20 protein-coding genes are annotated in these 26288 nt (G+C 49.6%); 12 read left to right on the forward strand and 8 right to left on the reverse strand.

The window, feature by feature from the left end; genetic code table 11:
• Window positions 1-27: 27 nt before the first annotated feature.
• The 3 genes from IPF95_13660 to IPF95_13670 form a co-directional block, all read right to left on the reverse strand.
• Window positions 28-1008 carry an SIMPL domain-containing protein gene (locus IPF95_13660; protein MBK6475730.1) on the reverse strand — a complete coding sequence of 327 codons (981 nt, stop codon included), beginning with the start codon at window positions 1006-1008 and terminating at the stop codon, window positions 28-30.
• A 44-nt stretch (window positions 1009-1052) separates the two neighbouring features.
• Window positions 1053-2255 (reverse strand): class I SAM-dependent RNA methyltransferase, encoded by a 1203-nt coding sequence (locus IPF95_13665; GenBank protein MBK6475731.1) that lies wholly within the window; start codon window positions 2253-2255, stop codon window positions 1053-1055.
• An 89-nt stretch (window positions 2256-2344) separates the two neighbouring features.
• A complete protein-coding gene (locus IPF95_13670; GenBank protein ID MBK6475732.1) occupies window positions 2345-2977 on the reverse strand; it encodes a carboxypeptidase-like regulatory domain-containing protein in 633 nt (210 codons plus the stop codon).
• 142 nt (window positions 2978-3119) lie between these two features.
• Between IPF95_13670 and IPF95_13675 the strand changes: the two genes are divergently transcribed.
• Window positions 3120-4181 (forward strand): T9SS type A sorting domain-containing protein, encoded by a 1062-nt coding sequence (locus tag IPF95_13675; protein MBK6475733.1) that lies wholly within the window; start codon window positions 3120-3122, stop codon window positions 4179-4181.
• Here IPF95_13675 and IPF95_13680 read toward each other — a convergent pair.
• Window positions 4178-4777 (reverse strand): hypothetical protein, encoded by a 600-nt coding sequence (locus IPF95_13680; GenBank protein MBK6475734.1) that lies wholly within the window; start codon window positions 4775-4777, stop codon window positions 4178-4180. The genes IPF95_13675 and IPF95_13680 overlap by 4 nt on opposite strands.
• 157 nt (window positions 4778-4934) lie before the next feature.
• On the opposite strand from IPF95_13680, the gene IPF95_13685 reads away from it, so the two are divergent.
• From IPF95_13685 to yaaA, 5 genes are all read left to right on the forward strand, one after another.
• A complete protein-coding gene (locus IPF95_13685) occupies window positions 4935-5525 on the forward strand; it encodes a LemA family protein (GenBank protein ID MBK6475735.1) in 591 nt (196 codons plus the stop codon).
• Between the two features lie 3 nt (window positions 5526-5528).
• Window positions 5529-5996, forward strand: coding sequence for a TPM domain-containing protein (locus tag IPF95_13690; protein ID MBK6475736.1), 468 nt, complete (start codon window positions 5529-5531; stop codon window positions 5994-5996).
• Entirely contained in the window at window positions 5993-6802 is an 810-nt protein-coding gene (locus IPF95_13695) for a TPM domain-containing protein (GenBank protein MBK6475737.1), read from the forward strand. Before IPF95_13690 ends, IPF95_13695 begins: the two co-directional genes overlap by 4 nt.
• A gap of 127 nt (window positions 6803-6929) precedes the next feature.
• On the forward strand, window positions 6930-7676 hold the full coding sequence (locus tag IPF95_13700; GenBank protein ID MBK6475738.1) for a TerB family tellurite resistance protein: 747 nt from the start codon (window positions 6930-6932) through the stop codon (window positions 7674-7676).
• Window positions 7677-7737: 61 nt separating this feature from the next.
• Window positions 7738-8514 carry a peroxide stress protein YaaA gene (yaaA, locus tag IPF95_13705; GenBank protein MBK6475739.1) on the forward strand — a complete coding sequence of 259 codons (777 nt, stop codon included), beginning with the start codon at window positions 7738-7740 and terminating at the stop codon, window positions 8512-8514.
• A 27-nt stretch (window positions 8515-8541) separates the two neighbouring features.
• Here yaaA and IPF95_13710 read toward each other — a convergent pair whose 3' ends face one another.
• Complete coding sequence (locus tag IPF95_13710; protein ID MBK6475740.1) at window positions 8542-9174, reverse strand: hypothetical protein; 633 nt, start codon at window positions 9172-9174, stop codon at window positions 8542-8544.
• A 50-nt stretch (window positions 9175-9224) separates the two neighbouring features.
• Between IPF95_13710 and IPF95_13715 the strand changes: the two genes are divergently transcribed.
• Window positions 9225-10040 carry an alpha/beta hydrolase gene (locus IPF95_13715; protein MBK6475741.1) on the forward strand — a complete coding sequence of 272 codons (816 nt, stop codon included), beginning with the start codon at window positions 9225-9227 and terminating at the stop codon, window positions 10038-10040.
• 200 nt (window positions 10041-10240) lie between these two features.
• Complete coding sequence (locus IPF95_13720) at window positions 10241-10849, forward strand: FKBP-type peptidyl-prolyl cis-trans isomerase (GenBank protein MBK6475742.1); 609 nt, start codon at window positions 10241-10243, stop codon at window positions 10847-10849.
• 157 nt (window positions 10850-11006) lie between these two features.
• Here IPF95_13720 and IPF95_13725 read toward each other — a convergent pair whose 3' ends face one another.
• The 3 genes from IPF95_13725 to IPF95_13735 all read right to left on the reverse strand — a co-directional run bounded on the left by IPF95_13725 (window position 11007) and on the right by IPF95_13735 (window position 14051).
• Window positions 11007-11285, reverse strand: a complete 279-nt coding sequence (locus IPF95_13725) for a DUF551 domain-containing protein (protein ID MBK6475743.1) — start codon at window positions 11283-11285, stop codon at window positions 11007-11009.
• Window positions 11286-11368: 83 nt separating this feature from the next.
• The gene (locus IPF95_13730) at window positions 11369-12898 is read right to left on the reverse strand and encodes a hypothetical protein (GenBank protein ID MBK6475744.1); all 1530 of its coding nucleotides are present in this window, start codon (window positions 12896-12898) and stop codon (window positions 11369-11371) included.
• A gap of 82 nt (window positions 12899-12980) precedes the next feature.
• Window positions 12981-14051 carry an alkane 1-monooxygenase gene (locus tag IPF95_13735; protein ID MBK6475745.1) on the reverse strand — a complete coding sequence of 357 codons (1071 nt, stop codon included), beginning with the start codon at window positions 14049-14051 and terminating at the stop codon, window positions 12981-12983.
• Window positions 14052-14365: 314 nt separating this feature from the next.
• Here IPF95_13735 and IPF95_13740 point away from each other — a divergent pair, with 314 nt between their 5' ends.
• The 4 genes from IPF95_13740 to IPF95_13755 all read left to right on the forward strand — a co-directional run bounded on the left by IPF95_13740 (window position 14366) and on the right by IPF95_13755 (window position 26260).
• On the forward strand, window positions 14366-15655 hold the full coding sequence (locus IPF95_13740; GenBank protein ID MBK6475746.1) for an insulinase family protein: 1290 nt from the start codon (window positions 14366-14368) through the stop codon (window positions 15653-15655).
• Window positions 15652-17835 (forward strand): insulinase family protein, encoded by a 2184-nt coding sequence (locus IPF95_13745; protein MBK6475747.1) that lies wholly within the window; start codon window positions 15652-15654, stop codon window positions 17833-17835. The genes IPF95_13740 and IPF95_13745 overlap by 4 nt, the downstream gene beginning before the upstream one ends.
• A 348-nt stretch (window positions 17836-18183) precedes the next feature.
• On the forward strand, window positions 18184-21972 hold the full coding sequence (locus tag IPF95_13750) for a lamin tail domain-containing protein (GenBank protein MBK6475748.1): 3789 nt from the start codon (window positions 18184-18186) through the stop codon (window positions 21970-21972).
• A 364-nt stretch (window positions 21973-22336) separates the two neighbouring features.
• Window positions 22337-26260, forward strand: coding sequence for a T9SS type A sorting domain-containing protein (locus tag IPF95_13755; protein ID MBK6475749.1), 3924 nt, complete (start codon window positions 22337-22339; stop codon window positions 26258-26260).
• The last annotated feature ends 28 nt before the right edge of the window (window positions 26261-26288 follow it).

Here is a 26288-nt window from a genome sequence, read left to right on the forward strand (position 1 = left end):
AAGCACTGCCCCGCACCGAATAAGGCTTTACCCGCCAATTGCAAGCGGTTTCACTTCACCCTTCTCCGTTATCCAGATGTACTTGATGATCTCCTTCACGTCCTTCTTTGGGAAAGCCTCGGGCAGTTGGCATTGGAGTGTAAGGTTATAGGTGTACTGCACAGGAGGCTCGGTGATATCGGCATGTAGAATGATATCGAAATTACCATAAGGAACCTTGTTGTAGAACAGCGTATTCGGCTTGCGGATATCGTTCACCACTTGTCCGCGACGTTTGCTGTTCAAGCTGCTTTGGGTACGCGATTGGTAAGCGGTGTAGCGGTCCAACGGGAAATAGGCTGTGTTCTTTTCTGCACCAAGTCGATGGCTTTCCTCTACCTTCAATCCGAGCTTCTCGAAGTTGCTCAGCTTCTCTTTCATCAACCGCGTAGCGAAGATCCTGAGTGTATCATAACAAGCACTTTGCTTCTCAACGAAGAAATCCACTTTCACCAGATCGTAGATCTCCTCCTTAGCTGCTGCAGTCACTAATTTATCAAGCACCCGAGCATCCGTGAATTTCACGTGGATGTTCTTCTGGATCTCAAAACCTGCTGGTACCTCCTGGTACGTTTTGCTGAATAATTTCCGTGTAGTCTCGATCTCATAAACGGGCACGAACGACAACATATCCGCAAAGACATCACGCTCTTTTACGCCATGCACTTTCACACGATCGGTAAATCCGCTGATGCGCATGTTCATTAAACTATCGGCCTCTTCGGTATTCTGCCCCAATTGCGAAATATGAAAAATGGCCAAGTAACTATCGGCCTTCATGTTCATCATTGCATTCACTTCCAACACCAGCACATTGCCTTGTATCGATGCCTTCACGGTCTGTTCAGCCTGTTGAAAGAACATACGGCTATTGGTCTCATACATCAGGTTTCCCATGGCTTGGGACCTGGCCTCAAGGGCAACGGTGAAAAGAAAAAGCGCGAGAAAAAAATGTTGAACGTGTCTCATGTTGTGGTGTTTGCCGAATAGGTACACCACACGATCACTTTCGTTCAATCGCGTTCGGAATTCTGATGATCCGGATCGTTCGGATGAGGCGTTAACCGACGTGATCCCGCATAAATCTCGTAGCGCAGGAACCTGCAATCCAATGCACCATTGAACAACTGGATCTTCGGCTTGGGCGTGAGCTTGATGTATTTGGCCGCTTCCATATTGCTTGTCAGGATCCATGCTGTCCAACCTGGCCAATTGTGTTTGAGTGTGTCGCCGATCATCTTGTACATGGCATTGATCGACTCGTCATCACTTGGTGAGTTGATGCCGCGCTCGTCCATACGTTCTCCGTACGGCGGGTTGAAGATCAACGTACCTGCGCGGTCCGGAGGTGGTTCGAGATCCGCAAAAGCACAATGACGGATAGTGACCACATCATCGAGCTTCGCGTTGCGCAGCGTTTCCTTCGCTTTACCAACGGTTACGCCATTGATATCGCAGCCCCAAAGAATAGGGCGTTCATCAATGATCTTATCCACTGCGCCGTTGAAGATGGTTTCATAGAGATCGGCATTGAAATCATTCCAGCGCTGAAAACCGAATTGTGCACGATGAATGTTCGGCGGAATATTCGCTGCGATCATCGCTGCTTCGGTGAGTATTGTCCCTGATCCGCAAAATGGATCCACCAATGGACTACGCTTATTCCAATCGCTCAACAGGACCATTCCGGCTGCCAATACCTCATTCAAAGGTGCGGCGTTGGTCTCTGTGCGATACCCGCGATGATGCAAAGAGCCTCCCGAACTATCCAACGAAAGTGTGCAACGATCTTCATTGATGTGCAAATGGATCCGCAACAACGGGTCCTCCGTATCCACCGAAGGACGAATGCCATACTTATCCCGAAAACGATCTACCAGCGCATCTTTTGCTTTTTGCGCGACATATTGCGAATGGCCGAAATACGTCGAATTCAACGAAACACGGAACATGAACGTGTCCTTCACACCCATGAACGTTTCCCAATCGATCTCGCGGAGGGATATGTATAATTCTTCTGGACTACGTGCCTCGAATGTTTCAAGCGGAACTAATATTCGCAGCGCGGTACGCAAACACAAATTCGCCTTGTACATGAAGCCGAGGTCCCCGGTAAAGCTCACAGCACGGTTGTGACGCTCCAGATCCCTTGCCCCAAGTTTCAAGAGTTCCAGCCGCAACACCTCTTCCAATCCATGAAGGGTTTGGGCGACCATACGGAACGAGGAGGTTGTGTGTTGTTCTTCCAAAATCAGATGAACGTTAGCTCAGTTATGACGATGAACGCGTGAAAGAAAGACATGTATCAAGGACCTTTCTTTTTAAAATCGCCATTCTGCCATGCTTGCAGGAATTGAGCCCAGGCGATCGGGTTGAAGAGATTAATGCTTGGTGTACCTCCAGAATTATAAAGGCGGGTCTGGTCTGCGGCCATCGCATAGCGGAAGCTGGTATATGCGTCCGGCGGTAAGTTCTCCATGCGTTGCATCATTTCCGCAGGTGAAAGGTTGCGCATAGCGATCTGGTAGTCATCCTCCGGCAAGCGAAGACCCAAGAATGCATCGCGAAATTGCTCGCGTGATGGCCATGGGGTCACAACGAACTGATCCAGTAGGACCGTATCCAGTTTCAGTACATGGATCAGGGAATACTTGTTCTGACCTAGACTATCCGGGATCACATATTGCGAGCGTTTGAAGCCGACCGCGGAGAACAGGATCGTATCACCTTCCTGCCCCACGAAGCTGAAATATCCGTATACGTCAGACATGGTTCCACGATATGAATTCTTGATCAGAATATTCGTGAACGGCACTGGCATCAGACTATCGGTAACAATTACACCGCTGAATTGCACAAGATTTGGCTGACCAGGTTGGGCGTAAGCGCTGGAGGCAATGAAAAAGATGCAGAATATGGATAGAACGAATGTTTTCATTGTTGACAAAGGTAGTTGGTCTCAAACGTGTATTGGGTCAATTGCCATACCAAGCTTAGTATTGGTTCTGTGAAGAACTATGGCAGAAGTCCATGGGTGTTAGCAAGTGAAACCGATACATTTGGCGAAACTCAACGAACCAATGCGTGCGATCCTTACGCTAACCGGCACCTTTAGCATTCTTTGTGCTTCAGCACAGATCTCCATTTCTGAAACGGATATGCCAAGTGCTGGAGATACCATGCGCTACAGTACCATAGCTGCTCAGGGTATCGATGTGCTTTCAACAGGAGCTGGTTATACATGGGATATGAGTCTGCTGGTTCCGCAAGGATCCAGTGCAGATACAGCAGTGACAGTAGGGTCTACGCCTTTGTTGTACCAATTCTACTTCAACAACCAGATCCTCTACCCGCAACATAAAGCGGACTATGCGCAGAAAGGACCCAGTTTTGGGGCACAAGGCCTCCAGGTCAGCGATGTGTACGAGTATTATAAGAAAGGCACGGATGGTTTCAGGAATGTTGGTTTCGGGGCATCGATTAATGGCGTGCCGGCGAGCGTTCGTCGTATTCCCGTGGATGTGGTTTATGAATTCCCGATGAATTTCGGTGATGTGAGCAGTTCGTCAAGTTTCTTCGAACTTACCGTACCCACGTTGTTGTATTACTCACAAAGTCAGCAACGTGACAATGTCGTTGATGGCTGGGGAACTTTGAATTTGCCTACGAATACCTTCCAAGTATTACGTGTGAAGTCGGTGGTTCAGCATCATGATTCGGTCTATATTGAACAATTCGGGACCGGCTTCGGGTTCGATCAACCGGAAACGATCGAATACAAATGGCTCGCTGCCGGTATGGATGCACCTATATTGATCGTAACTACGGTTGGAGGTGCAGCAACGACGGCACGTTTCTTCTACGACAACTCCATAGTGACGACCATTGTTGAAAATGAACAGCTGACTCCTAAGATCTATCCGAATCCGGTATCCGATATGCTTTCTATTTCGATCCCGAACAAAATGACCGGTATTGCTTCCATCCATGATGCGAGCGGTAGAGAAATTCGTGGAGGCATCCGGTTGAATGGTACCGATCTCTTGAAGGTCGATGTCGCACAACTGGAACCGGGTACCTATGTGCTGCGTTCGGTCGGTGGTGAGCGACCATGGAGCAAAAACTTTGTTGTTTCACACTAAGGCCGGGACAAGTAGTTGGCTTGATAAGTCTTTCGTAAACCTGCGATCAACTCGGCGTGGACAGCCAACCAATTGATCATGGAACTAGGATCTTCTAAGGCAAGAATATCGGATAGATCTTGTCGTCGTTCTGTTCTGGCAATGGTTTCCATTAACTTTCCAAGCACCCACCGACCTTCGTCGGCCTCGCGTTCCAATGGGGCATCATCGTGCGCATGGGTGGGTCCGTTCCGTAAGGCACTCCATCCGTATTGTCCAGCAGCCCAAACCGCGTAGCGTATTTTCCCAAGACCGTTCATTCCGAAGCGGTGGGCTTGTGGAAGGTGACCGACTTCATGCGCCAAAAGGAGTAATGAAGCACTATGCTCCGGACCGCTTGTGTGATGGGTCCCTGCGAGTGATCGTTCCTTGAGATAGATCCTTGAACCCAACACGAACGCTCCACCCCGACTACGCGGGTACCACGGGAAGTGCAACCAATTAGCCGTATGCGGATAGATGCGTGCGCGTTCCAGAAACTGCCGTTCAACACCGGAAACAGCGTGTAACAACTCCAGTAGCGGAACAGTAAGGCTACGATCGGACCTGACCAACATTGCTGCAAAGGTCGGAGGCTATTAATGGTTTTGGGCGACTTCTCGGAAAAATGAAGCGTTCTCTGCCAGTATGACACAACAATGGATCCGGCACGTAGATCGTATTAGAACGCGTTATCGTGTTGGCAACTATCTTCGCAGCGCAACAAAAAAAACCATGAGAAAATACCTCGGAATCATAATAGTTCTTGGCGTTATTGCATTGATCGCAATGTGGGGCGTTGGCTTTTACAACGGCACAGTAGGCCTTAATGAGGATGTGACCAAGCAATGGAGTAACGTGGAGAATGCCTACCAGCTTCGCGCGGATAAGACCAAGAATCTGGTCGAGATCGTAAAGGGTGCTGCGGATTTTGAGAAGGAGACCTTGATTCAGGTTACGGAAGCAAGAAAGCAGGTGTCAGACATTAAAATCGACCCGAGCAACCTTACCCCTGATGCAATCCAACAATTCCAAAAGGCACAAGACCAATTCAGCGGAGCGTTATCGCGATTATTGGTGACCATAGAGCGGTACCCGGATCTGAAGGCCGTAAAAGGTTTTCAGGATTTCCAAGTACAATATGAGGGAATGGAGAACCGCATCGGTGTGGAGCGTCGTAAATTCAATGACGTCGCACGTGACTACAACACCCGCATCAAACGCTTCCCGGGTAATCTACTTGCGGGTATGTTCGGTTTCAGCGAGAAAGGATATTTCGAGGCACAGGAAGGTACCGAGAATGCTCCTGATATCTCCTTCAAATAGATCGTGCTTTCAGTAGAGGAATTTATTACGCTTGCTCAACGAGAGCAGGTAGAGCGTGCGATCGTAGCGGCAGAAATGCTCACGTCCGGTGAGATCCGTGTTCACTTGGACCAACACATCGAAGAGGATGTAATGGACCATGCGGCCTTTATTTTCGAAGCATTGGATATGCACAGGACACGCGATCGTAATGGTGTTCTGATCTATATCGTTGTAGGCGATCGGAATATGGCTGTTCTTGGCGATGTCGCTATCGATAAGGCGGTGCCCCATGGATTTTGGGATGAAGTCTATCATCTTCTGAGAACGCGTTTTGCTGCAGGAGAACAAGTGGACGGCTTATGTGAGGCGGTAACCTTGGTCGGGCAAAAGCTTCAGCAATTCTTCCCGCTTTTACCCAGTGATACCAACGAATTGCCCAATACGATCACAGTTGGTAAGCCGAACATTTCATCGAGCACCAAGCCATGAGGATCGCATTGCTATTTGCGGCCATTCTGGTTGGTATTTCCTCACGTGCGGCGAACTTCGACTGTAGGTTGATACCGCCCGCTAAAAGTGAACAGATCAAATTGGTATGGCAGTTCACCGAGCTTTTGAGCAGTAGTGAGGAGGCACAGCTCAACGCAAAACTGACCCAATTCGCACGGGAGACGAGTAACCGCCTTTTGGTGATCATTGTTGATACGCTTTGCGGACTTCCAGAATCGGATCTGGCATTTGATATTGGCGAGAAGTGGGGGATAGGAAAAGCCGGTTTTGATAATGGACTTGTGCTGTTGGTGAAACCAAATGGACCGCCAGGACAGCGTAAGGTGTTCATTGCTATTGGCTATGGCCTTGAGGGAGGTATTCCTGATCTGATGGCCAAGCGTGTTGTTGATAATGAGATCATACCGAGGTTCAAAGAGGGCAACTATTATGCAGGTATCAATGCAGGAACCACCGTGCTGATGGATATTGCCAAAGGCGAGTACGATGAACAGAGCTATGGCGAAGATGAATTTCCTTGGAGCATATTGATCTTCTTCGGCATATTCGGAGCCATCATGTTCTTTGGTTGGCGCAATCGCGTTAGCAGTTATGCTGCGACCAATAAAGTGGATTTTTGGACTGCGATGTGGTTAATGAGCCAAATGACCGATCGACATTCAGGAGGGTCCAGAGGCGGCGGTGGTTGGACAGGTGGAGGCGGAGGAGGATTCAGCGGTGGTGGTGGATTCGGTGGTTTTGGCGGCGGCGGATTCGGCGGAGGTGGAGCCGGTGGATCCTGGTAGGGTCCTTGGGGAGCGACGATCGAGAATGAACAATGATCAAACCCATGCCTGCCAAGATCGGACCCGAACAGATCCCTTCTTTCCGACTGATCCAAGTTCCGTGAATAAGTAGTAAAGGATACGAACAATGAGTTTCAAAAAGTGGATCGGAAGTGGATTGGGTTGGGCGTTCGGCGGTCCTATAGGTGGAGTTATCGGCTTTGCCATTGGAGCCATGCTGGACCATATGCAGCCGCAGTCCAGGTTAGAAGAAGGGGATACGCGTTATCGCCGGACAACACAGAGCACCACGGGTGGTGACCTCACCATGAGCTTGGTGGTGCTTACCGCAGCGCTCATGAAAGCCGACGGTAAGGTCACACAGCGCGAGCTGGACCATGTCCGTCAATTCTTTTCGAGGGAATTCGGTGCAGCGCAAGCTGGTCAATTATTGATGGTGTTGCGCGATGTACTGAAGCGCGAGATCCCTGTGCACGATGTATGTGAGCAAATACGGCAGAACATGCCCCATGCCGTGCGCCTTCAATTGATGCATTATTTGATCGGGTTGGCCAATGCGGACGGTTCAGTGGACCGCAGTGAATTTGATATGTTGCGGCGTATTGGCCATGGTATGGGCATAAGCGATAAGGACCTTGGTTCGCTCAGTGCAATGTTCCGAACGTCAGATCCAACTTCAGCATATAAGATCCTGGAGATCGAACCGACAGCAACCGATGATGAAGTGAAGAAAGCTTATCGCCATATGGCGAAGAAATATCACCCGGATAAAGTAGCCCAACTTGGAGAAGATGTTCAAAAATCGGCAACGGAAAAATTCAAGAAAGTGCAAGAAGCGTACGAGACGATCCAGAAGAAACGCGGCATGAATTGATACCGCCAACTGGTGTTGTTATCCTACATCTCGCATAAAGAATAGTATTCCCTTTACAACCATGCTCCTTCTCCTTTCACCTGCCAAAGATCTGTCCACATTGCCGGCGCCGACCGTGAAATGCACGACCATCCCGGTTCTGTTGGAGCATAGCCAGCCCTTGGTGAATAAGATACGCGGGTTTACCGCGAAACGCCTGAGTAAATTGATGGGCGTCAATCCCAAGATCGCGGAATTGAACGTGGAACGCTATCAGCGGTGGAACACGCCGTTCACGCAAAAGAATGCTACCCCAGCAGCAATGCTGTTCAATGGTGAAGCTTACCGTGGATTGGATGCCCGTTCGATGGATGCTGCGGATCTCGCCTTCGCACAACATTATTTGCGGATCCTTTCAGGCTTGTACGGTGTCTTGCGGCCGTTGGATCTGATGCAACCGTACCGCTTGGAAATGGGTACGAAGTTGAAAGTTGGGCGCCCAAAGGATCTATACGGCTACTGGGGAACCCGCATTTCGGATGTGCTGAAGGAGGATCTAGTACGAAGTGGCAGTAAGGCGATCATAAACCTGGCCAGCAATGAATACAGTAAAGTTGTACAGTTGGATGAATTCGGAGTTCCGGTGATCACGCCCGTTTTCAAGGACAGGGTAGGAGCGGGTTACAATATGCTGATGGTCTATGCGAAACATCAACGCGGCGCTATGGCACGGCATGTCATCCAGCACCGGATCCTTGAGCCCAATAAGCTCAAGAAATACGATGGGGATGGATACCGCTTTTCCAAAGAGGATAGCACAGAGACGGAATTCGTGTTCTTGCGAGATACGCGTCAATAGGTCGATCTTGCCATTTCATAACAACTCTCAGAACCGCACGATCATGCCGGCCGAAACGCGCTGGGCATTCCAATTGAGCTGAATTGGATCCAGGTCGGTGCCGATCATGACTTTGTCGTTCTCCGTAAGATCACCATCACCGGAAACCGTGTGTTCCAATGTGACATATGAACCGATCACGTTGCTGAACATCAGAAGATAGCGCCCCCCAAAGGTCAGTACCCCGCTATCCGATCTCAGCGGAAGGTTGGATCTACGCGGTGTAAGTGCCATTAGGCCGACACCGAATGCCGCATGTGTTTCGATGGACGAGTTCTCGCCGATCCATGGACGCCAGATCGCTTCCAGCTGGTAGGTGGTGAATCGTACTTTATCCGTAATGACCGTAAGTCCCTCTGTACCCAGTCGGTCGTAGTGAAAGCCCAAAGACCAGTGGTCCGTAAGTGCATAGGCAAAAGCGAACCGCACCGCGGCACACGTTGCATTCCGAGCGGCATAGCCCGATGTATCACCTCCGGTCGCGATGTGCAACTGCCCGATGCCCGCGCCAAAGCTCGTAAGCAGATGTTTCCGATGAACAGCTTGCGCATTCGTTCGCGCCGCATACATCAGCATTATGAAGATCATGCTGACCCGAAATATCTGCTTCTTTATGATCACGAGTGGCAAAGATCGGTCTCTTGTTCGGAACACACCGGTAGATTTGCAACGTGTTACCGCTCATCCTTGGTATAATTCTACTGCTCTTCCTAGGGTATGTACTGCTATGCCTGTTCTATTTCATTTTTCAGGAGCGATTCATTTTTGTACGGTACCAGCTCGCCGTTCAGGAGCATTTTAAATTCAATTACCCTTTTGAAGAGCGCAGGATCAGTGCCACGGATGGTTCAAAGTTGCATGGCTTGTATTTCACTACTGGATCTCCGAAAGGCGTAGTGCTCTATTTCCATGGAAATACAGGAAACCTGCACCAATGGGGAAAGGTGGCTCCACGGTTCACGAAACTGGGCTACGATGTATTGATGCCGGATTACCGGGATTATGGTCTAAGTGAAGGGAAATTGGGTGCACCGGAACTGCAATCGGATGCAATGAAATGGTACGATTTCCTCAGCCAGCAATGGAAAGAAGAAGACATCGTGATCTACGGAAGGTCGCTAGGTAGCGGTATGGCCACTCCTGTCGCAGCGGAGCGCAGACCGCGGATGTTGGTGTTGGAAACGCCGTTTGCCAACCTTTATGATGTTGCCCGTTATTACTTGCGGATATTGCCATATAGGCTATTGCTCCGGTATCCTTTCCGCAACGATAAGGCCATGCTACGGGTACAGTGTCCGGTCTATATTTTTCATGGAAAGCGTGATACGGTGGTTCCTTACCATTCAGCGTTAAAGCTCTATTCCTTGGTTCCGACCACCGTAGAGCGCGAAATGTTCACCTTCGAAAAAGGACATCATAGTGACCTCGCCGGATTCAAACGATTCAATGCCCAATTGCGGAGGATCATGGAGTTCCCAAAAGCCTAGCATACCACAACAGTTGTTAAGCGCAGCCGATGTGTCCACCGTTTTTCATGGATAACATCGAGCTATCCTAATCAGGATATTACCTTCGCGCCCCTATAAAACAAACCATGACAGTAAGATTCGTTTCTCTAGCGCTGGCGATGACCATCCTCAGTGCATGTTCCCAAGGCCAGAAAGGCCGCGTTCAACTCAAGAATGAGATGGACTCAGTGAGTTATTCCATTGGCGCTGATATTGGTGCGAACTTCAAGCGCAGCAAGTTGGACAGCGTTAATATCGCTGCGATCTCAATGGGCCTCCGCGATGGGTTGGACAGTGCGACCATCCTTGATGAAGCCGCAATGCGCAGTTGCATTGAAGGATTCATGGCGAAGACGCGAGCGGCACAGCAGGCAGAAGAGCGTGCCGCAGGTGAAGTAAATATTGCTAAGGGGGAAGAATTCCTAGCAGAGAATGGCAAGAAACAAGGCGTTATTACTACGCCGAGCGGCCTGCAATACGAAGTTGTGACCATGGGCACAGGAGCCAAACCTGTAGCAACCGATAACGTGAAGGTCCATTACGTAGGAACGTTGATCGATGGTACCGAATTCGATAGCTCGGTAGCGCGTGGCGAACCTGCGGAATTCCCTGTAGGCCAAGTGATCCCAGGATGGGTAGAAGGCATACAGCTCATGCCAGTGGGCAGCAAGTTCAAATTCTGTATTCCAAGTGATCTGGCATACGGCGCAGGTGGTGCACCAGGAGGTACGATACCTCCGAACAGCACACTTGTCTTTGAGGTGGAGTTGCTGGATATCGTGAAGTAAATAATACGGAACAACCTGAAAAGGGTAAAGAAGTAGCCGACCGGCTGCCTCTTTACCCATTTTGTTTGCCCATCTTCTTGATGGCGATCACGCGTAAGCGGAGCCGCGGATCAGGATATTGAGCGGCGCTAGGTTGATGGACCTGGTGGTCTACTGATCATTTCATAGGCCCCTTGGGCAATGACCGCCAATACGTGACATCCGCAAAAAAATGATTGCTTGTTCCCTCGCCACTCCAGAAATGTGGGCTTCCGGTATAGCCTGTCTTGCTTGGGTTCTTTATGAAATAATCCTTCTGGAATTTCAGGATGATCACGTACCTTTCCTCGCGCGCACCGGTTTTGCCAGGTAGGTGAACGCTATGGTTAGGAACGAAGCATAACACCCGTTCTCCATCCTCAGGTAGATGATCACTTATCGCGTTCCAATCCTCCATACTTGACTGCGAAATACATATCCGTTACTTCTCGGACGGGGAGCAAGTTATTTAGAACGATCGGACTGCGGCAGGATATGCAACTACACCATTGGCTCCAATGGTAGCATATCACCCGTAACCTGTTCCAGAAGGTGTTTTACTGCGGCTTCTGCACGCTTTTTCACCGGCTCCGGACCCTTCCCATACATTTTGTCACTTTCCTTCTTTATCAGGTATTTCAGTAGATCATCGTGGATCTCTAACCCGGAATTGGTGATCTTCCCGTACTCACTTTTATTCCATTGCCAGAGCAAACGCAGTGATAATCGGATGGAGGAACGGTCATGCACGCGGCTACCTTGGACTATCCATCCTTTATGATCCTGGCGTTCCACCATATTACGCAGCGTGGATCGAATGATCGCAAGCAAACTTTCCACGGTAATACTCCCCTCCGGTCTGCGGATCAGATCGGCCGGGGATATGGCATCATTTCGCAAATAGTTCAATTGATTCGATAGCGGCATGCTTTTGTTGAATTCCACCATGGTCGGTGTCACGGTATCTGCGTGTACTACCAAAGTGCCATCATGGCCATCAACCGCTTCACGTTCTTTGTCTCCTAGCATATTCAAGTATTCCGCCTTCACTTTCTCCGCAGTACGCGATGGTAGTACCAACGATGCTGCACCTATTGCATGGCAACCTCTTCGGTGGCAAATACCGATCGCATACAAGCTCAATGCACGCAAGAACGGGGCATTTAGCCCAATGCTCTCGCGATCCGGCAAGGTTTGGCGGTCCGGTGCATTGAACAGCGCAATATGATCGGCGGCATATCCCTGCGGATCCAGGGAAAGGCCAGCACTGTGGTGCATTAATTCGAAGAGTATTTCCTCTGCTTCCAAAGCAGCCGAGACCGTATCTAGAATAACCGTAGCCCGAATTGTTCCACGAGTCCATTGCATATACTCTTCCAGAACATCGAATAGGTCGTTCCAGAATCGAGCTTCGAGGTGGGTTCGTACATCACGGAGATAGAACAAGATGTTTCCTTGTCTGGCCTTAAGGGTCGATCCACAATTGGTCACGAAATGGGCAAGATCGTACAGCGTAGCTGATACCGGTTCGTCTCCGATCAAATGACCCGGTTCAAGCACATAAAGGGGACGGGGAACGACCGTTAACCGACAGGTGGTCTGTGGATTGATCCGTACACGGCCACCTTCTGGTGGTAAATACGCCAGATCCAAATTGGAGGCTCGCTCCAAGTAGCGATGTGCGCGTACCATATTGGAAGTATCACCGGACGTGAAGTTCCAGAGATCGGCGATATAACTTTTCGCGCCAGAGTTAAGCCCATTCACTAGTTCGGAGCGCGTAGCACCACCGATCATTTCAACCCTCCGTTCAAGTAAGTTGGATGGAGTCTGGATCTTCCATTTTTCCTGACGTATGTGTGCTGTAGCATCAGGGAATGCAACATTTCCCTGTGATAAGGTGTTTGTATAAGCCTCGCGATGAGCCAACAGTTCTTCGCGACGGTCATCGAAACGCTTGACCAGCGTATCGATCAGTGAACTAGTAGCAGAGAACATGGTACTATTTTGTACGGGGCGGGTCACGTCCATTGAAGTGCAGCTGGATCCCTTCAACGTTTGTCGCGGTAGATAGGTTCAGTTTTTAAAAGCAAGACCTTTGTTCAAGGAGAATTCAAGTTGGTGGATCCAACGTGTCATGCGCTTGTACCATGGCTTTCAGACGTGGATGCATAACGTTGAAGAACACAGGTGGGATAAGGCTTAATACCATCATTCCGGGATATCCAGTCGGAAGCTGCGGAGCATCCTCGAGGCTTTGGAGCACTTGGTATTTCTTGCTCGCCTTCCAGTGGTGATCACTGTGTCGTGTCAGTTCGAATAACATGAGCCTGCCTAAGAGATGGTTGCTGTTCCACGAATGAACATGCTGCACACGTCCGTAATTGCCGGAGGCAGTGCGCTTTCTTCGGAGACCATAGTGTTCGATGTCGTTCACCGTTTCCAATAACAGGATACCGGTCAGGGCTGCACCGATAAAACTGAACAACGCCAGGTTTCCGAAGGCTAGGCCGATCACAACAAGCAACACGGCTTGCCATGCAATGGCCTGTAGCATTTCATTCCTTATGCCATAGGCTGCTTTGTTCAGCTTTCTCATTCGGTCCGCCTCAATACGCCATGCGGAAACGAAACTGTAAACTATGCTGCGGAACCAAAAGGCAAATAGGGTCTCACCGTAACGGGCACTCGCAGGATCTTCCGGCGTGGCCACATGACGATGATGCCCGCGATTATGCTCTATGATGAAATGCATGTACAAGCTGGTTAACAATAATGCCCTTGCGAGGTCACGTTCCCAGCGTTTAGCACGGTGCCCAAGTTCATGTGCGACATTGATCCCATAAATGCCACAAAGCATACCCATGGTCGCAATTCGGCCCATTACCTCCCACCATAATAGGTCCGTCTCCTGAACTTGAATGAGAAAGAGCACCAGCAATACCCATTGAACTGGAAAGATCAAATAGAGCAGCGCATCATAGATCGGATCTTCAAGGGCTGCGTGCTCCTCAGAATTGGTGAGGTTTTGGTCAGAATGCCCGAGCATGAGTTCAAGTACGGGGATTATCGCGAATGCTAGAATAGGTACTGACCATGTCCACAAACCATCCCGAACCAGACCCAACAAAGCCAGTATTGGTAAAATGAATGTAACCGTGTATCGGAGGGTCCGAATGCGCATTGCCCTTCTATCGGGCAATGATGTTGAGTGTTCCATGGCGATCGTTAGAACAAAAGTAAGGAGGTGGGAAGGAGCTTCTGGGCGCGAAGCATCGTTGATCGATCAGCAACTTGTTAGAATAACCTACGCAAGACCATTGTGCGGGAAGTCCAAGATCAATGTTCGGTCCGATCCAAAAGTGTGAGGAACATTCTTCCCTCCGATCCACTAAATTCGCGCCTTGCCAGAATAAACCTGAGCGAGATCGCGCGTCACATAATAGAAGGATAGGGTCCGGAAAAAGGCGGGCCATTTCCATCATATCCGCTGCATATATGATAACAGCCCCTGTTGCTGCACAGAAGCGTGCCATAGCCTACACTGAATTCGACTTGGACAACGGCTTGCATGTGATCTTGCATGAGGACAACAGTACGCCCATTGTTGCGGTCAGTGTAATGTACCATGTAGGAAGTAAGAATGAAAGTGCGGATCGCCGGGGTTTCGCTCACTTCTTTGAACACCTCCTGTTCGAAGGGTCCAAGAATATTGGTAGAGGAGAGTTCAGTAAGCTTGTTGAGAATGCTGGTGGTGTTCTCAATGCCAATACCAGTGGAGACCGCACATACTATTATGAGGTGCTGCCAAGCAACCAATTGGAACTGGGACTATGGCTGGAGAGCGAGCGTATGTTGCATGCTAAAGTGGACGAGAAAGGGATAGTAACGCAGCGGGAGGTCGTGAAAGAAGAACGAAAACAGCGTTACGAGAACCAGCCTTACGGGAGTATTTTGATAGAAGTCCTGGATCGGGCCTATACCATGCATCCCTATAAATGGCCGACGATCGGGTTCATGGAGGACCTCAACAGTGCTACTGAGGAGGACTATAAAGCATTCTACGAACGATTCTATATACCCAATAATGCTGTCGTTGTTGTGGCGGGTGATATCGTACCGGAGCGTGCCAAGGAATTAGTGAAGAAGTATTTCCAGGATATTCCGAGAGGCGCGGATATTGAGCGACCGACTATTGTCGAAGCACCACTGGAACGAGAGATCCGTGATGTGATCTATGATCGTATCCAATTGCCTGCTGTTGTGCAGGCATACCGCATACCAGCTGTCGGCTCCCAAGAATTCTATGCAGTGGATATGCTGAATCGTTTGCTCTCTAATGGGAATTCATCCCGTTTGAACAAGGCATTGAAGGATGAACAAGAAAAGGCCCTCAACGTTGGTGCATTCAGTTTACCCTTCGAGGATCCTGGACTGGCCATTCTTTATGCCATAGCCAACGCGGGTGTGAATGCAAATGATCTTGAACACGCTATGGATGCGGAATTGAAGCGTGTACAACAAGATGGTGTGAGTGAGATGGAATTGGCCAAGTTGAAAGTGCAGGTCGAAGCCGAGACCTTGTCCGAGAATAGTCGCGTTGCAGGTGTTGCAGGACATTTAGCCACTGCATACACATTGTTTGGCAATGCTGAGCACATCAATAAGGAATTGGAACACTATTTGAAGCTAACGCCTGCCGACCTGCAACAAGCCGCAGTGAAATACTTCGCAGCAGACCGGCGTGTCGTGCTTCATTATCTCCCACTCGATCAAAAGAACAAATGAACAGTAAGTACTCATTATTCCAGTGCTCGACCACAGCCGGTCTACTATTGGCAGGAGTACTTTATGCCATATCACCTATGTACGCACAAGTCGACAGAACCTTACCGCCTCCTCCTGGACCTGCACCAACCGTGCATTTAGGGGAACACTCTTCGTTCACATTGGAGAATGGCATGCGTGTCATCGTCGTAGAGAACCACAAACTGCCGATGGTAAGTGTGCAAGTGCGATTCGACATTCCACCCTTTGTCCAAGGTGAAAAAGCAGGTTATGTGGATATGATCAGTGAATTGTTGATGTCGGGTACAGCGACATTGACGAAAGCTGAGATCGATGAAGTTGTTGATCGGAACGGGGCATCTGTAAGCGCCAGCAACGATGGAGTTTACGCGAGTACATTGAAAAAGAATTTGGAACCTATCATGACCTTGGTGGAAGAAGTGGTGCAATCGCCGCTTTTCCCGGATGAGGAATTCGCTAAAGCCATCAACCGTCATCGTAGTGCGATCCAACAACGACAGGATGATCCTGAGGGCATTGCTGAATCGGTTGGCAAGGCAGCTGTTTTTGGTGCGGACCATGCGTATGGTGAAATGACCACACTGAAGACCTTGGGAAATATCGATGTAGGAACAGTGCGGTCATTTCACGCTCGTTATTTCAGACCGGAGAGTGGTTACCTGGCCTTTGTAGGTGATATCGATGAGAAGGAAGCGAGGACATTGGCGGAAAAGCATTTCGGAAAATGGATGCCAGAAGGAAAGCCGGTGGACAGCTCCGTTGCCGGTGAATTTGTTCCGGGCATGGGTGGCGTTCTATATCTGCGTGAACCGAAGATGCCAGCCGTCTATAGGCAAGTAGTTGTCGTTGATCGGCCAGGAGCACCACAGTCGATCATTCGTGTGAGTTATCCGTTCAATTTGAAGCCCAAGGATATTCGTGCGCTGGACGCTCAGGTGCTCAATACGATCCTTGGAGGAGGTGTATTCAATGCGCGATTGATGCAGAACCTACGTGAGGATAAGGGGTATACGTATGGAGCATATTCCAGTATGGAAAGTGATCGCTTCAACGGTAGTTTCACGGCCAGTGCGAGTGTACGGACGGAAGTAACAGCCCAGGCGGTTACAGAGATCCTTGCAGAAATGGAGCGGTTGCGTGAGGAACCAGTGCCACAGGCTGATCTGGACCTGGCCAAACGTTATATGGCTGGGAGTTTTGCCAGATCCTTGGAAGATCCACGAACGGTAGCACGTTTCGCGTTGAATACCTATTTGAATGGGTTATCCCAAGATCACTATGCAACATATCTCCAACGTTTGGAAAAAGTTACCGTTGATGATATTCAGCGTGCAGCAAAGGCATTTCTTCTTCCGGAGAATGCGATCGTATTCGTTGTAGGTGACCTCGAAAAGATCCGCCGGACAATGATCCCATTAAGTATGGAGCCATTCATTCCATTGTTGGAATTGGATGTGGAAGGACAAGTAAAGGAAGATCATTTGGTGGATGCTGGAGATACCACGGCACAACAAGTGATCGATCGGTATTTGGATGCAATTGGAGGTAAGAAAGCCATTGGTAAGATCTCATCTATGGAAAGGCGAATGACCGGCAAGATGGGTAAGGCCAATGTTGTGGTCACCGAGCAATTCGGTAAAAACAACAAGTACCGGAAAGAGATCATTGCGGACGATCGGATCCTGCAACAAGTGGTATGTAATGGTACACGGGCCGTGGATGTACAAAGCAATATCCCCGAGGAATTGGAAGGCGATCGTTTACATGAGCTGATCCTATGGTCACATCCGGTTCCCGAAGCGTTGGAAGTAAGTGCGCCTATTGAGCGCTTTATGGATGGCCGCACTACAATTGGTGAAAAATCGGTTTACAAGATCACGACCAATGTTGGAGAGATCGACGTGACCACGGATTATTTTGATGTGAATACAGGTCTTAAGGTCAGGCGCATTGTTATGCAACTGAATCTCGGTCAATTCTATGTGGTCACAACGGACTATTCCGACTATAAGGAAGTGGATGGGGTACTATTCCCGCATACGATCGATGAGGACGGTGGCATTACCGGGGTCATCCAATTGAAAGTTGGGTCGATCAAGACCGGCGTGTCGTTCAATGACCATCAGTTCGATCCTGACCCGGCCGTCCATACCGAGTAGGATACATTACGTTTCCAGTGCGACATGGTATGGTCGATCGTATCTAATGGACCCGATCGAATGCATTGGTCATAACGGAATTGATCTCCACCAGTGGAATGGAATGGGTCGTAAGAACAAGTGATCGACGGGCTAGTTGTGTGGTCCCGGAACATTTACTCTTGGCGTATCGCATGAACGCCAAGCTGCATCGAATTGCAGTTTCAGCCGGTCAGGTAGCTTCCGAACTTTTTCATTAAGTGGGGAAGGGTAATATGGCCATCATGAATTCCTAACATTCCATGTCGTATTTTGCAACGTGTAATGGAAAGGCCATTACCCATCAACTAACCCTAACCCCCCATTGGAATGAAAGCTTCTCGACTCTTCTGGCCTACCAAGTTGCGCTCCATGCTTTTCGCATTTTCGGCAATATTGGTTGCTTCGGTAAATGCCCAAACACCGTTTACCGCTGTATACACCCTAGTCGGCAACGGCAATGATGTAAGTACGTTGGCATTCAACGGAACCCCGATTCCCGCGGCGACTTTTGAATCGTTGGATAAAGTTGGCATCGCCACGAGCTCAAGCTCCGGGAATTATCGTGGTAACAACTGGCCAGTTGGCACAGTGGATGTGGGCTCACCGGATGGTGCCAAGTACATCACGTTCGCAATAACTGTTCTGCCAGGTTACGCGATCGACCTTACAGGTGTGAATTTTGGTGTTGGGCGAAGTGGAACCGGACCGCGCAATTGGCAATGGCGTTCAAGCGATGATGGGTTCGCCTCACCTCTACCTGACTATTCAGCATTGAATGCTAATGTTACCAACAGCGGTGGCTTGCTGACACATCCTGATGCGAATACGAACTACGCAGGGAATGCATTGGATCTTAGCGATGCAGCATTCCAAGGTTTGGGCACAGGAACCATCACCTTCCGGGTATATGGATACAACGCTGAACAAACAACTGGTACCGGTGGTTTGGCCGGCAATCTTACTATTACTGGTACTTACGAAGCGGTTGTTGGTGGTTGCGGACTCATCATTGGAACCCCATTCACAACATGCGTCACCAATACGCCTGGCCTTATAGATACCTATGACCTCAGTATCCCATACACAGGCACGCAAGGAGGCCTGATCATTGGAACCGCATCCGGGACCATTGGCGGCGATGACCCCACCGCGACCGACCCAGGTACGATCATCATTAGCGGCATTAGCGAGGCTGATGCATACAGCGTAACATTCTCTACTCCATGCGATGATCAGAATGTATCCGGCCCGGCACCTGCATGTGATCCGCCACCATCTTTGGTCATCAATGAGATCCTTGCCGATCCGGATGCCGGAACCGGCGATGCCAATGGTGACCTTTCTGTAAATACGACCCAGGATGAATTCGTTGAGATCATTAACACGGCTGCGTTCGCTCTGAATGTATCGGGCTGGACCATTAATGACCTGAGCCAGGTCAGGCATGTATTCCCCCCTGGAACGGTGATCGAACCAAGCTGTGGAATACTTGTATTCGGAGGTGGAGCGCCTAATGGGATCTTTGGAGGCATGCCTTGGCAAACTGCATCGACTGGTTCATTGGCATTGAACAATAGTCCGGGCGATCAGGTTTCGGTAATGAACGGAGCTACCGTTGTTGTTTCGTATGCATATGGCATTGAAGGAAACAATAACAATTCAATCACGCGCGACCCGGATCTAACGGGCATCGATCCATTGGTCGAGCATACACTGGCATCAACAAGCGGGGGTGCACAGTTCTCGCCTGGTACCAATGCGGACGGAACTGCATTCAGTGGTTGTACGTTACCGTCATGTACGTTGGTACTTGGTGCTGCGAGCACGGAATGTGATTCGCGTATGCCTGGATTAGGAGACACATATACGGTGAGTATTTCGTATACCGGAATGCAAGCCGGGATATCCGTTGTGAATAACAGTGGTTCCGGAACGATAGGAGGTGCTGACCCCGGGGTTACCATGAATGGTACGATCATTGTTTCCGGTATATCCGATAGCGATCCGTATTCGGTTTCGTTGGATGGCGTTTGCATAGCACAAATGGTATCCGGCCCGGTTCCAAGTTGCGAGCCTATACCAACGATCGTCATCAACGAAGTGGATTATGACAATGCTGGTACTGATGATGATGAATGGGTGGAACTGTACAATTATGGGGTGGATCCAATAAATGTTGCTGGCTTTACGTTGGAATTTGCAAGTGGTGCTGGTAGTTCACTTTATGGGACGAATGTGCTTCCTTCGGTCGTTATCCCTGCTGGCGGTTACTACGTTATCGGCAACAATGCTTCCAATCCAGGAGTGGATCACGTAGTTACGCCAACTAGCGGATTGATACAGAACGGTTCTCCCGATGCCATTGGACTTCGTGATCCTCTCGGTGTCATGATCGATGCGATCAGCTACGAGGGTGATGCAGGTGCTCCCTACATCGAAGGCACAGGGTTTACTGGTGGTGATGATAACAATGCCGATGGTAAAGTGATCGCTCGCTTCCCGGATGGAGTTGATACCGATGATAACAATGCCGATTGGATCGAGTATTGTGCAAGCATTGGTGCACCGAACATGGGTATTCAGGATAGCGATGGTGATGGACTAGTGGATTGTCTGGATTTCTGCCCGACCACAGTGAATACAATTCCCGAATTTGATCCTTTGACCTGTGGATGTATGCCAGGATTCCTTCCTGTGGTTACGCAAATGGGCAGCAATACGGTGATCACGTCCTGTGAAGTGATCGTGTGCACAACGGATGTGACCTTCGATATCACCATGCCTGGAATTGGTACGCTACCCACATTTGAATTCCGGGAAGTGTATACCAATACGGTCGTGCAGAGCGGAGGTGCAGGAGTTGGGAATGGTGGTATTAACCAGGTTACCACATGCTTGCCAAATGGCAAGTTCAAGTTGTTCGTTGATGGTGTTCCATTCGGTGGTAACTACAACTTGCACTATACCGATGCTCCATTTACACGATTGATCGACAATACCGTATTTGCTATCCCCGGTGCGTCACAAGTTGTGGAGGTTTCAGGTAACCCTTCTGTTCTTGGTTCCAACGGTCCCATCCAGATCCCTGTTGGACCGAACGATCTGTTGTATACGAGCTGCGATAAATACTTCTGGAAAGCGGGAGAATACATCGTTTGCAATGAAGACTTGGATGTTGCTACGGAATGGGTGCCAAATGGCGCGAATGCGGTACAGTCGGGTACTTCCGGTTACGACTTCTGGTTCTATGACCCAAATGGAGGATATAGCTACATCCGTCAACGTAGACACAATGTTTCGGACAATTTCGGTTCGGTAGGGTCTTCACGGACATGCCACATGAAGGTGAACAATTGGGCTAGCGCGAACCATATTGCTGAAAATGCTGCCTTGAATGTTCGCATACGTGCAGTGGTGAACAACCAACCGAAGAACTGGGGCCCCGCTTGTAGATTCCAGCGGAATGAAGCATTGGGGAATTGTCCACCAACGCTGTTGTTCGATATCCCTGGCTACTTTGCATACAGTTGTGATGTGTTCCGTGATTTTACCACGAATTCGGCTAACAGATTGTATGCGCGCCCAGTAGCAGGTGCAACTAAATACCGATTCACAATTACGAATGCGGAATTGGTTTCGCCCATCGTTCGCGAGGTTACTACGTACTATCTGACATTGGGATGGGGGCCATTACTGGGAGAACCATTACAACCCGGTCAGAGTTATGATGTCACCGTTGAAGCATTCAAAGGTGGAGTTTATTGCCAAGCTGGCAGATCTTGCATGGTGACCATTAACAACATGGCATCAGGTGGTCAACAGAACCTAGCGCTTCGTGGATCTGCTGATGAGCCAAGGATCGAGATCTTCCCGAACCCGAACTCCGGTGACCAGATCAACGTCCGGATGCATGGAATTCAAGAAGTGAACGGAACAATGAGCTTCGATATGTATGACCTAAGCGGTAAGCGTGTGTTGTCGCGCACCTTGGTTGCACAGGATGGTATGTTGAATGCTACGGTTGCGGTCAATGGTGAACTCGCCAATGGAATGTATATGGTTCATGTTACGGCCGGTGAATATGTTCACACAGAGCGAGTAGTGATCCAACCCTAAAGGCACACATTAAGAAGTAGATAATTCGTGATCCGCAAAGCCCCGTTCGCCAGTTTGGTGAACGGGGCTTTCGCTTTATATGGACCAATGTTGTGCGACGAACAAGGTGGATATGTCGTCGAAAGCCATCTTTCTTTCGACGAACTATTGACAAAAGTCGACGGATCCAATAATTTGCGCTTCATAAGTAAAACAATCAACAAAAAGCTTGACCTCTCCCAAGGTTTTTTCATCCTTATGCCGAAGACCGGAACATAAGGCAGTTGTGATCCGAGGCCCACGTGGGTCTCCAGAGACTCTACCAGCGATGGCAGCCGCTAGTCTGCCGAAAGCCGATCTTTTAGTTCAATTAAACCAAGAGAACATGAAAAACGTTCACTCTCATCAACACGCCCTGTTGCGAACACTGCCTCGAGTAGCAGCCTTCTTGGGCGCGGCAATGGTCATGCAAAGTGTGGTCAATGCGCAGACCTACGTTACCATAGGTAGTACCAATGGCAGCAACTCGACCACGAGTTACCCTACACCATTCGGTGATTACTACGAAAGTCACAAAGCCCAATACTTGTTTCGCGGATCTGAACTATCAGCCTCCGGTATGTCGGCGGGAACCATCACTGAGATCCAATGGTATGTTACTTCATTAGGTAGTGCAGGAAACCACGAACGGTTTACTTTATATGCAGGCACCACGGGATCTACACAGTTAGGGAATAATTCCTTTCTGGCCACACCAACGCAACAATTCGGACCCACGGACTATTATCCTACGTCCGGTCTGAACTCGTTTACGCTTGCGTCTCCAATAGTATGGAATGGCAGCGACAATATCCTAGTGCAGATCTGCCATGGTAGTGAGAACGCTTATATAGGGTGGTGGAACAACCCCAACACCTCTACGAACAACGCTCGTGTGGAGTGGCAAACGGGACTGAGCTTCAGAGGGTCAGTGAGTACACGTGTTGATAACAACAACACGCTCTGTGCAACATCTACTTATAACGGAACCCAAACCACGCGTCCTCGCATCCGGTTCGGGTATTGTACGGGAGCTGCACCTGGTGTTGCTCCTGCGAGTAATGGTCCGGTCTGTGTTGGCAATACACTGAATCTGTTCGGTACGCTAAGCTCAGGTAGCGCGACCAACTTCAATTGGAGCGGCCCTGGCGGATTCAGCAGTTCGGTTCAGAACCCAAGCATTTCCAATGTGAGTTTAGCAGCACTTGGTGAATACATATATACTGCAAAGACAGGTGTTAATGGATGTTCATCCACTGGAAGTGTAATTGTCGCTGTAAACCCGAGCCCCGGAATTTCTTCCAGTGCAAGTGCACCAACAGTATGCGAAGGAGGTTCAGTGGTCCTCACTGCAACCTTAACACGGCCGGCCTATAGCGCAGGTGGATCCAGTGGTAGTCTAGGAATTGCAATACCGGACAATAGCACAACTGGTGCATCCAACTCCATTAGCGTGGTAGGTGGTTCGGGCAACATCAGCGCGAATAATACGATCTCCGTTGGTGTGAATATCACGCATACGTGGGATGCCGACGTACAGATCTTTTTGGTGGGTCCGGCAAACTGTGGCACCCTCGAGCTATCTACATCAAATGGTGGTAATGGAGACAACTATACCGGTACGATATTCCAAACCGGCGCAGCAACCGGGATAACTTCTGGTTCTGCACCGTTCACCGGCACATTTGCACCAGAAGGACCCTTGGTCGGCACGCCGAATACGGGCATTTACACCTTGCCAGCGGGAGACTTGAATGGTTGCCCAGTAAATGGAAGCTACACATTACGTGTATTTGACAGAGCCAATCTGGACACTGGTACGCTCCAAGATTGGGACATCACAATAGATGGTACTGGTGTAGCTACTGCATCATTCAGCGGCCCAGGAACCGTTGGTTCGGTGAGTTATTCAGGACCCAACAATACAACTGCAACAGCAACTGTATCGAACATCCCAGCCGGTGTGCATAGCTACGTAGCCACTGCCACTACTGGAGTAGGATGTACCGCAACCGCCAATGTTGGTGTTACGGCCATAGCTCCACCGAATGCTGGTACGAATGGTACGCTTACCGCTTGTGAAACCAGTACTACGGACAACTTGTTCGTGGCCCTGATGGGATTACCGGAAACCGGTGGTACATGGAGCGGACCGAGTGCGGTAATTGGTGGGAACTACAACGCTTCGACCATGACGCCTGGCGTTTATACATACACCGTTACGCCGAACTCACCATGCATTGGTAACGCAACAGCAACCGTTACCGTTACTGAACAAGCCGTTCCTTACGCAGGTATGAATGGTACGATCACGGTTTGTGCTTCCAGCACCAACGCGGATCTATTCCTGGCACTCACAGGCAGCCCAACTGCTGGAGGAACATGGAGTGGGCCGAGCGCGGTCATTGGCAACAATTACGATGCCTCTACCATGACACCGGGTATTTACACGTACAGTGTTGCTGCAACTGCACCTTGTACTATCGCAGCAACTGCGGCGGTAACCGTAACTGAGAACGCATTGCCAGTAATGGCTTGCTTGCCTAATTCAACTGTTTGCATACTTACTCCAGCCTATGCATTGGCGGAAAGTACACCGTTGTTGGGGGCCTATTCCGGAACAGGAATTAGTGCAGGCAACTTTGATCCGTCCGCAGCCGGAGTGGGAACGCATACCATAACGTATTCGTTCACGGATGCGAACATATGCACCAACACATGTACGTTCCAGATCACCGTTGATGGCGATGTGGATAACGATGGCGTTTGTGATCTTGATGATAGCTGCATCATGACCCCTGGCCAGATCGGGTCGGCATGCCCTGCGATACCGGGCTTCACGATCGGATCCTTACAAAGTGACGGTATGGGTGATTGCGTCTGCGTAGGAGCAACTTGTACCACAGACCTTTCTTTGGATGTTACACAAGGCAATTTAGGCACTTCGCCTGCATGGGAATTACGTGATGCCACAAACAATACCTTGGTACAAACAGGTGGAGGAACTCCATGGACCAATCCCGGCGTACACTCGGACCTCACTTGTGTTCCTGATGGCAAATTCAAACTGATCGTTACAGGCTTGCCTGTCGGAGCATCATACATTCTACGTTTAGCAGATCCTCCCTTTACCCGCTTGATAGACAATAGCGTTGCAGCTGTTGCCGGTAATAACCAGATCGTGGAATTCACAACAAGCCCAACTGTACTGAGCTCAAATGGTGCGGTCCAGGTCCCTATGGGACAAGCGGAACTGCTCTATACCAGTTGCGATAAGTACTTCTGGCAGGCTGGTGAATACCTGGTAGTGAATGAAGATCCAGATGTCGCAGCGGAATGGGTGCCAAATGGTTCCAGTGCTGTTCAGTCAGGTACGACCGGTTATGATTTCTGGTTCTACGATCCTAATGGAACATTTAGCTTCGTACGTCAACGCCGCCATAACGTAAGTGATAATTTCGGTAACGTGGGTTCAAGTCGTACATGCCACATGAAGGTGAATAACTGGGCTGTAGGTAGCCACATCCCGGATCTACTGCCACTGAATGTGCGGGTACGTGCAGTTGTGAACAATGTGCCTGAGAACTGGGGACCTGCTTGCAGATTCCAACGGAATGAAGCATTGGGAGACTGTGCACCAACGCTGTTGTTCGATGTCCCAGGCCACTTTGCCTACAGCTGTGATGTGTTCCGTGATTTCACCACATCCGCGGCCGACAGGTTATATGCTCGTCCTATAGCTGGTGCAACGAAATATCGATTCACCTTTACGAATGCTGAGTTGGTAACACCCATCGTACGCGAAGTACCGACCTACTATCTTACATTGGGTTGGGGTACTCCAGTAGCTCCACAATTGCAGCCAGGTCAGAATTATAGTGTTACGGTGGAAGCATACAAAGGAGGGGTCTATTGCCAAGCGGGAAGGTCTTGCTTGGTGAATATCAACAACGCTGTCCAGGGTGGCCAACAGAACAATGCCATCGACGCTGTTTCGGAACAGGATCCTGAATTAGCCTTGTGGCCAAACCCGAATCAGGGCGAACTGCTTAATTTCAAGCTTACCCGGATCGGTGACCATGTAAGTACCGTGAGTTTCGATCTGTATGACCTTAGCGGAAAGCGCCTAGTCCAGCGGACCATAGCCGTTTCCAATGGTCAAGTGAATACAGTGATCGATCTTCATGGAGAACTTGCCGCCGGTATGTATGTGGTGAACATCACTTCTGGAGGCGAAGTGTTCACTGACCGTGTGGTGATACAGCCTTAAATATTCAATAGAAAATAGAGCCCTGCAT

This window comes from Flavobacteriales bacterium (genome assembly GCA_016704485.1).
Classification (GTDB): domain Bacteria; phylum Bacteroidota; class Bacteroidia; order Flavobacteriales_F; family PHOS-HE28; genus PHOS-HE28.

Excerpts from the sequence above, each read along its gene's own strand:
- IPF95_13660 (MBK6475730.1), bottom strand. The coding sequence starts at position 1,008 with ATGAGACACGTTCAACATTTTTTTCTCGCGCTTTTTCTTTTCACCGTT.
- IPF95_13665 (MBK6475731.1), bottom strand. The coding sequence starts at position 2,255 with ATGGTCGCCCAAACCCTTCATGGATTGGAAGAGGTGTTGCGGCTGGAA.
- IPF95_13670 (MBK6475732.1), bottom strand. The coding sequence starts at position 2,977 with ATGAAAACATTCGTTCTATCCATATTCTGCATCTTTTTCATTGCCTCC.
- IPF95_13675 (MBK6475733.1), top strand. The coding sequence starts at position 3,120 with ATGCGTGCGATCCTTACGCTAACCGGCACCTTTAGCATTCTTTGTGCT.
- IPF95_13680 (MBK6475734.1), bottom strand. The coding sequence starts at position 4,777 with ATGTTGGTCAGGTCCGATCGTAGCCTTACTGTTCCGCTACTGGAGTTG.
- IPF95_13685 (MBK6475735.1), top strand. The coding sequence starts at position 4,935 with ATGAGAAAATACCTCGGAATCATAATAGTTCTTGGCGTTATTGCATTG.
- IPF95_13695 (MBK6475737.1), top strand. The coding sequence starts at position 5,993 with ATGAGGATCGCATTGCTATTTGCGGCCATTCTGGTTGGTATTTCCTCA.
- IPF95_13700 (MBK6475738.1), top strand. The coding sequence starts at position 6,930 with ATGAGTTTCAAAAAGTGGATCGGAAGTGGATTGGGTTGGGCGTTCGGC.
- yaaA (MBK6475739.1), top strand. The coding sequence starts at position 7,738 with ATGCTCCTTCTCCTTTCACCTGCCAAAGATCTGTCCACATTGCCGGCG.
- IPF95_13720 (MBK6475742.1), top strand. The coding sequence starts at position 10,241 with ATGGACTCAGTGAGTTATTCCATTGGCGCTGATATTGGTGCGAACTTC.
- IPF95_13725 (MBK6475743.1), bottom strand. The coding sequence starts at position 11,285 with ATGGAGGATTGGAACGCGATAAGTGATCATCTACCTGAGGATGGAGAA.
- IPF95_13730 (MBK6475744.1), bottom strand. The coding sequence starts at position 12,898 with ATGGACGTGACCCGCCCCGTACAAAATAGTACCATGTTCTCTGCTACT.
- IPF95_13735 (MBK6475745.1), bottom strand. The coding sequence starts at position 14,051 with ATGCGCATTCGGACCCTCCGATACACGGTTACATTCATTTTACCAATA.
- IPF95_13740 (MBK6475746.1), top strand. The coding sequence starts at position 14,366 with ATGATAACAGCCCCTGTTGCTGCACAGAAGCGTGCCATAGCCTACACT.
- IPF95_13745 (MBK6475747.1), top strand. The coding sequence starts at position 15,652 with ATGAACAGTAAGTACTCATTATTCCAGTGCTCGACCACAGCCGGTCTA.
- IPF95_13750 (MBK6475748.1), top strand. The coding sequence starts at position 18,184 with ATGAAAGCTTCTCGACTCTTCTGGCCTACCAAGTTGCGCTCCATGCTT.
- IPF95_13755 (MBK6475749.1), top strand. The coding sequence starts at position 22,337 with ATGAAAAACGTTCACTCTCATCAACACGCCCTGTTGCGAACACTGCCT.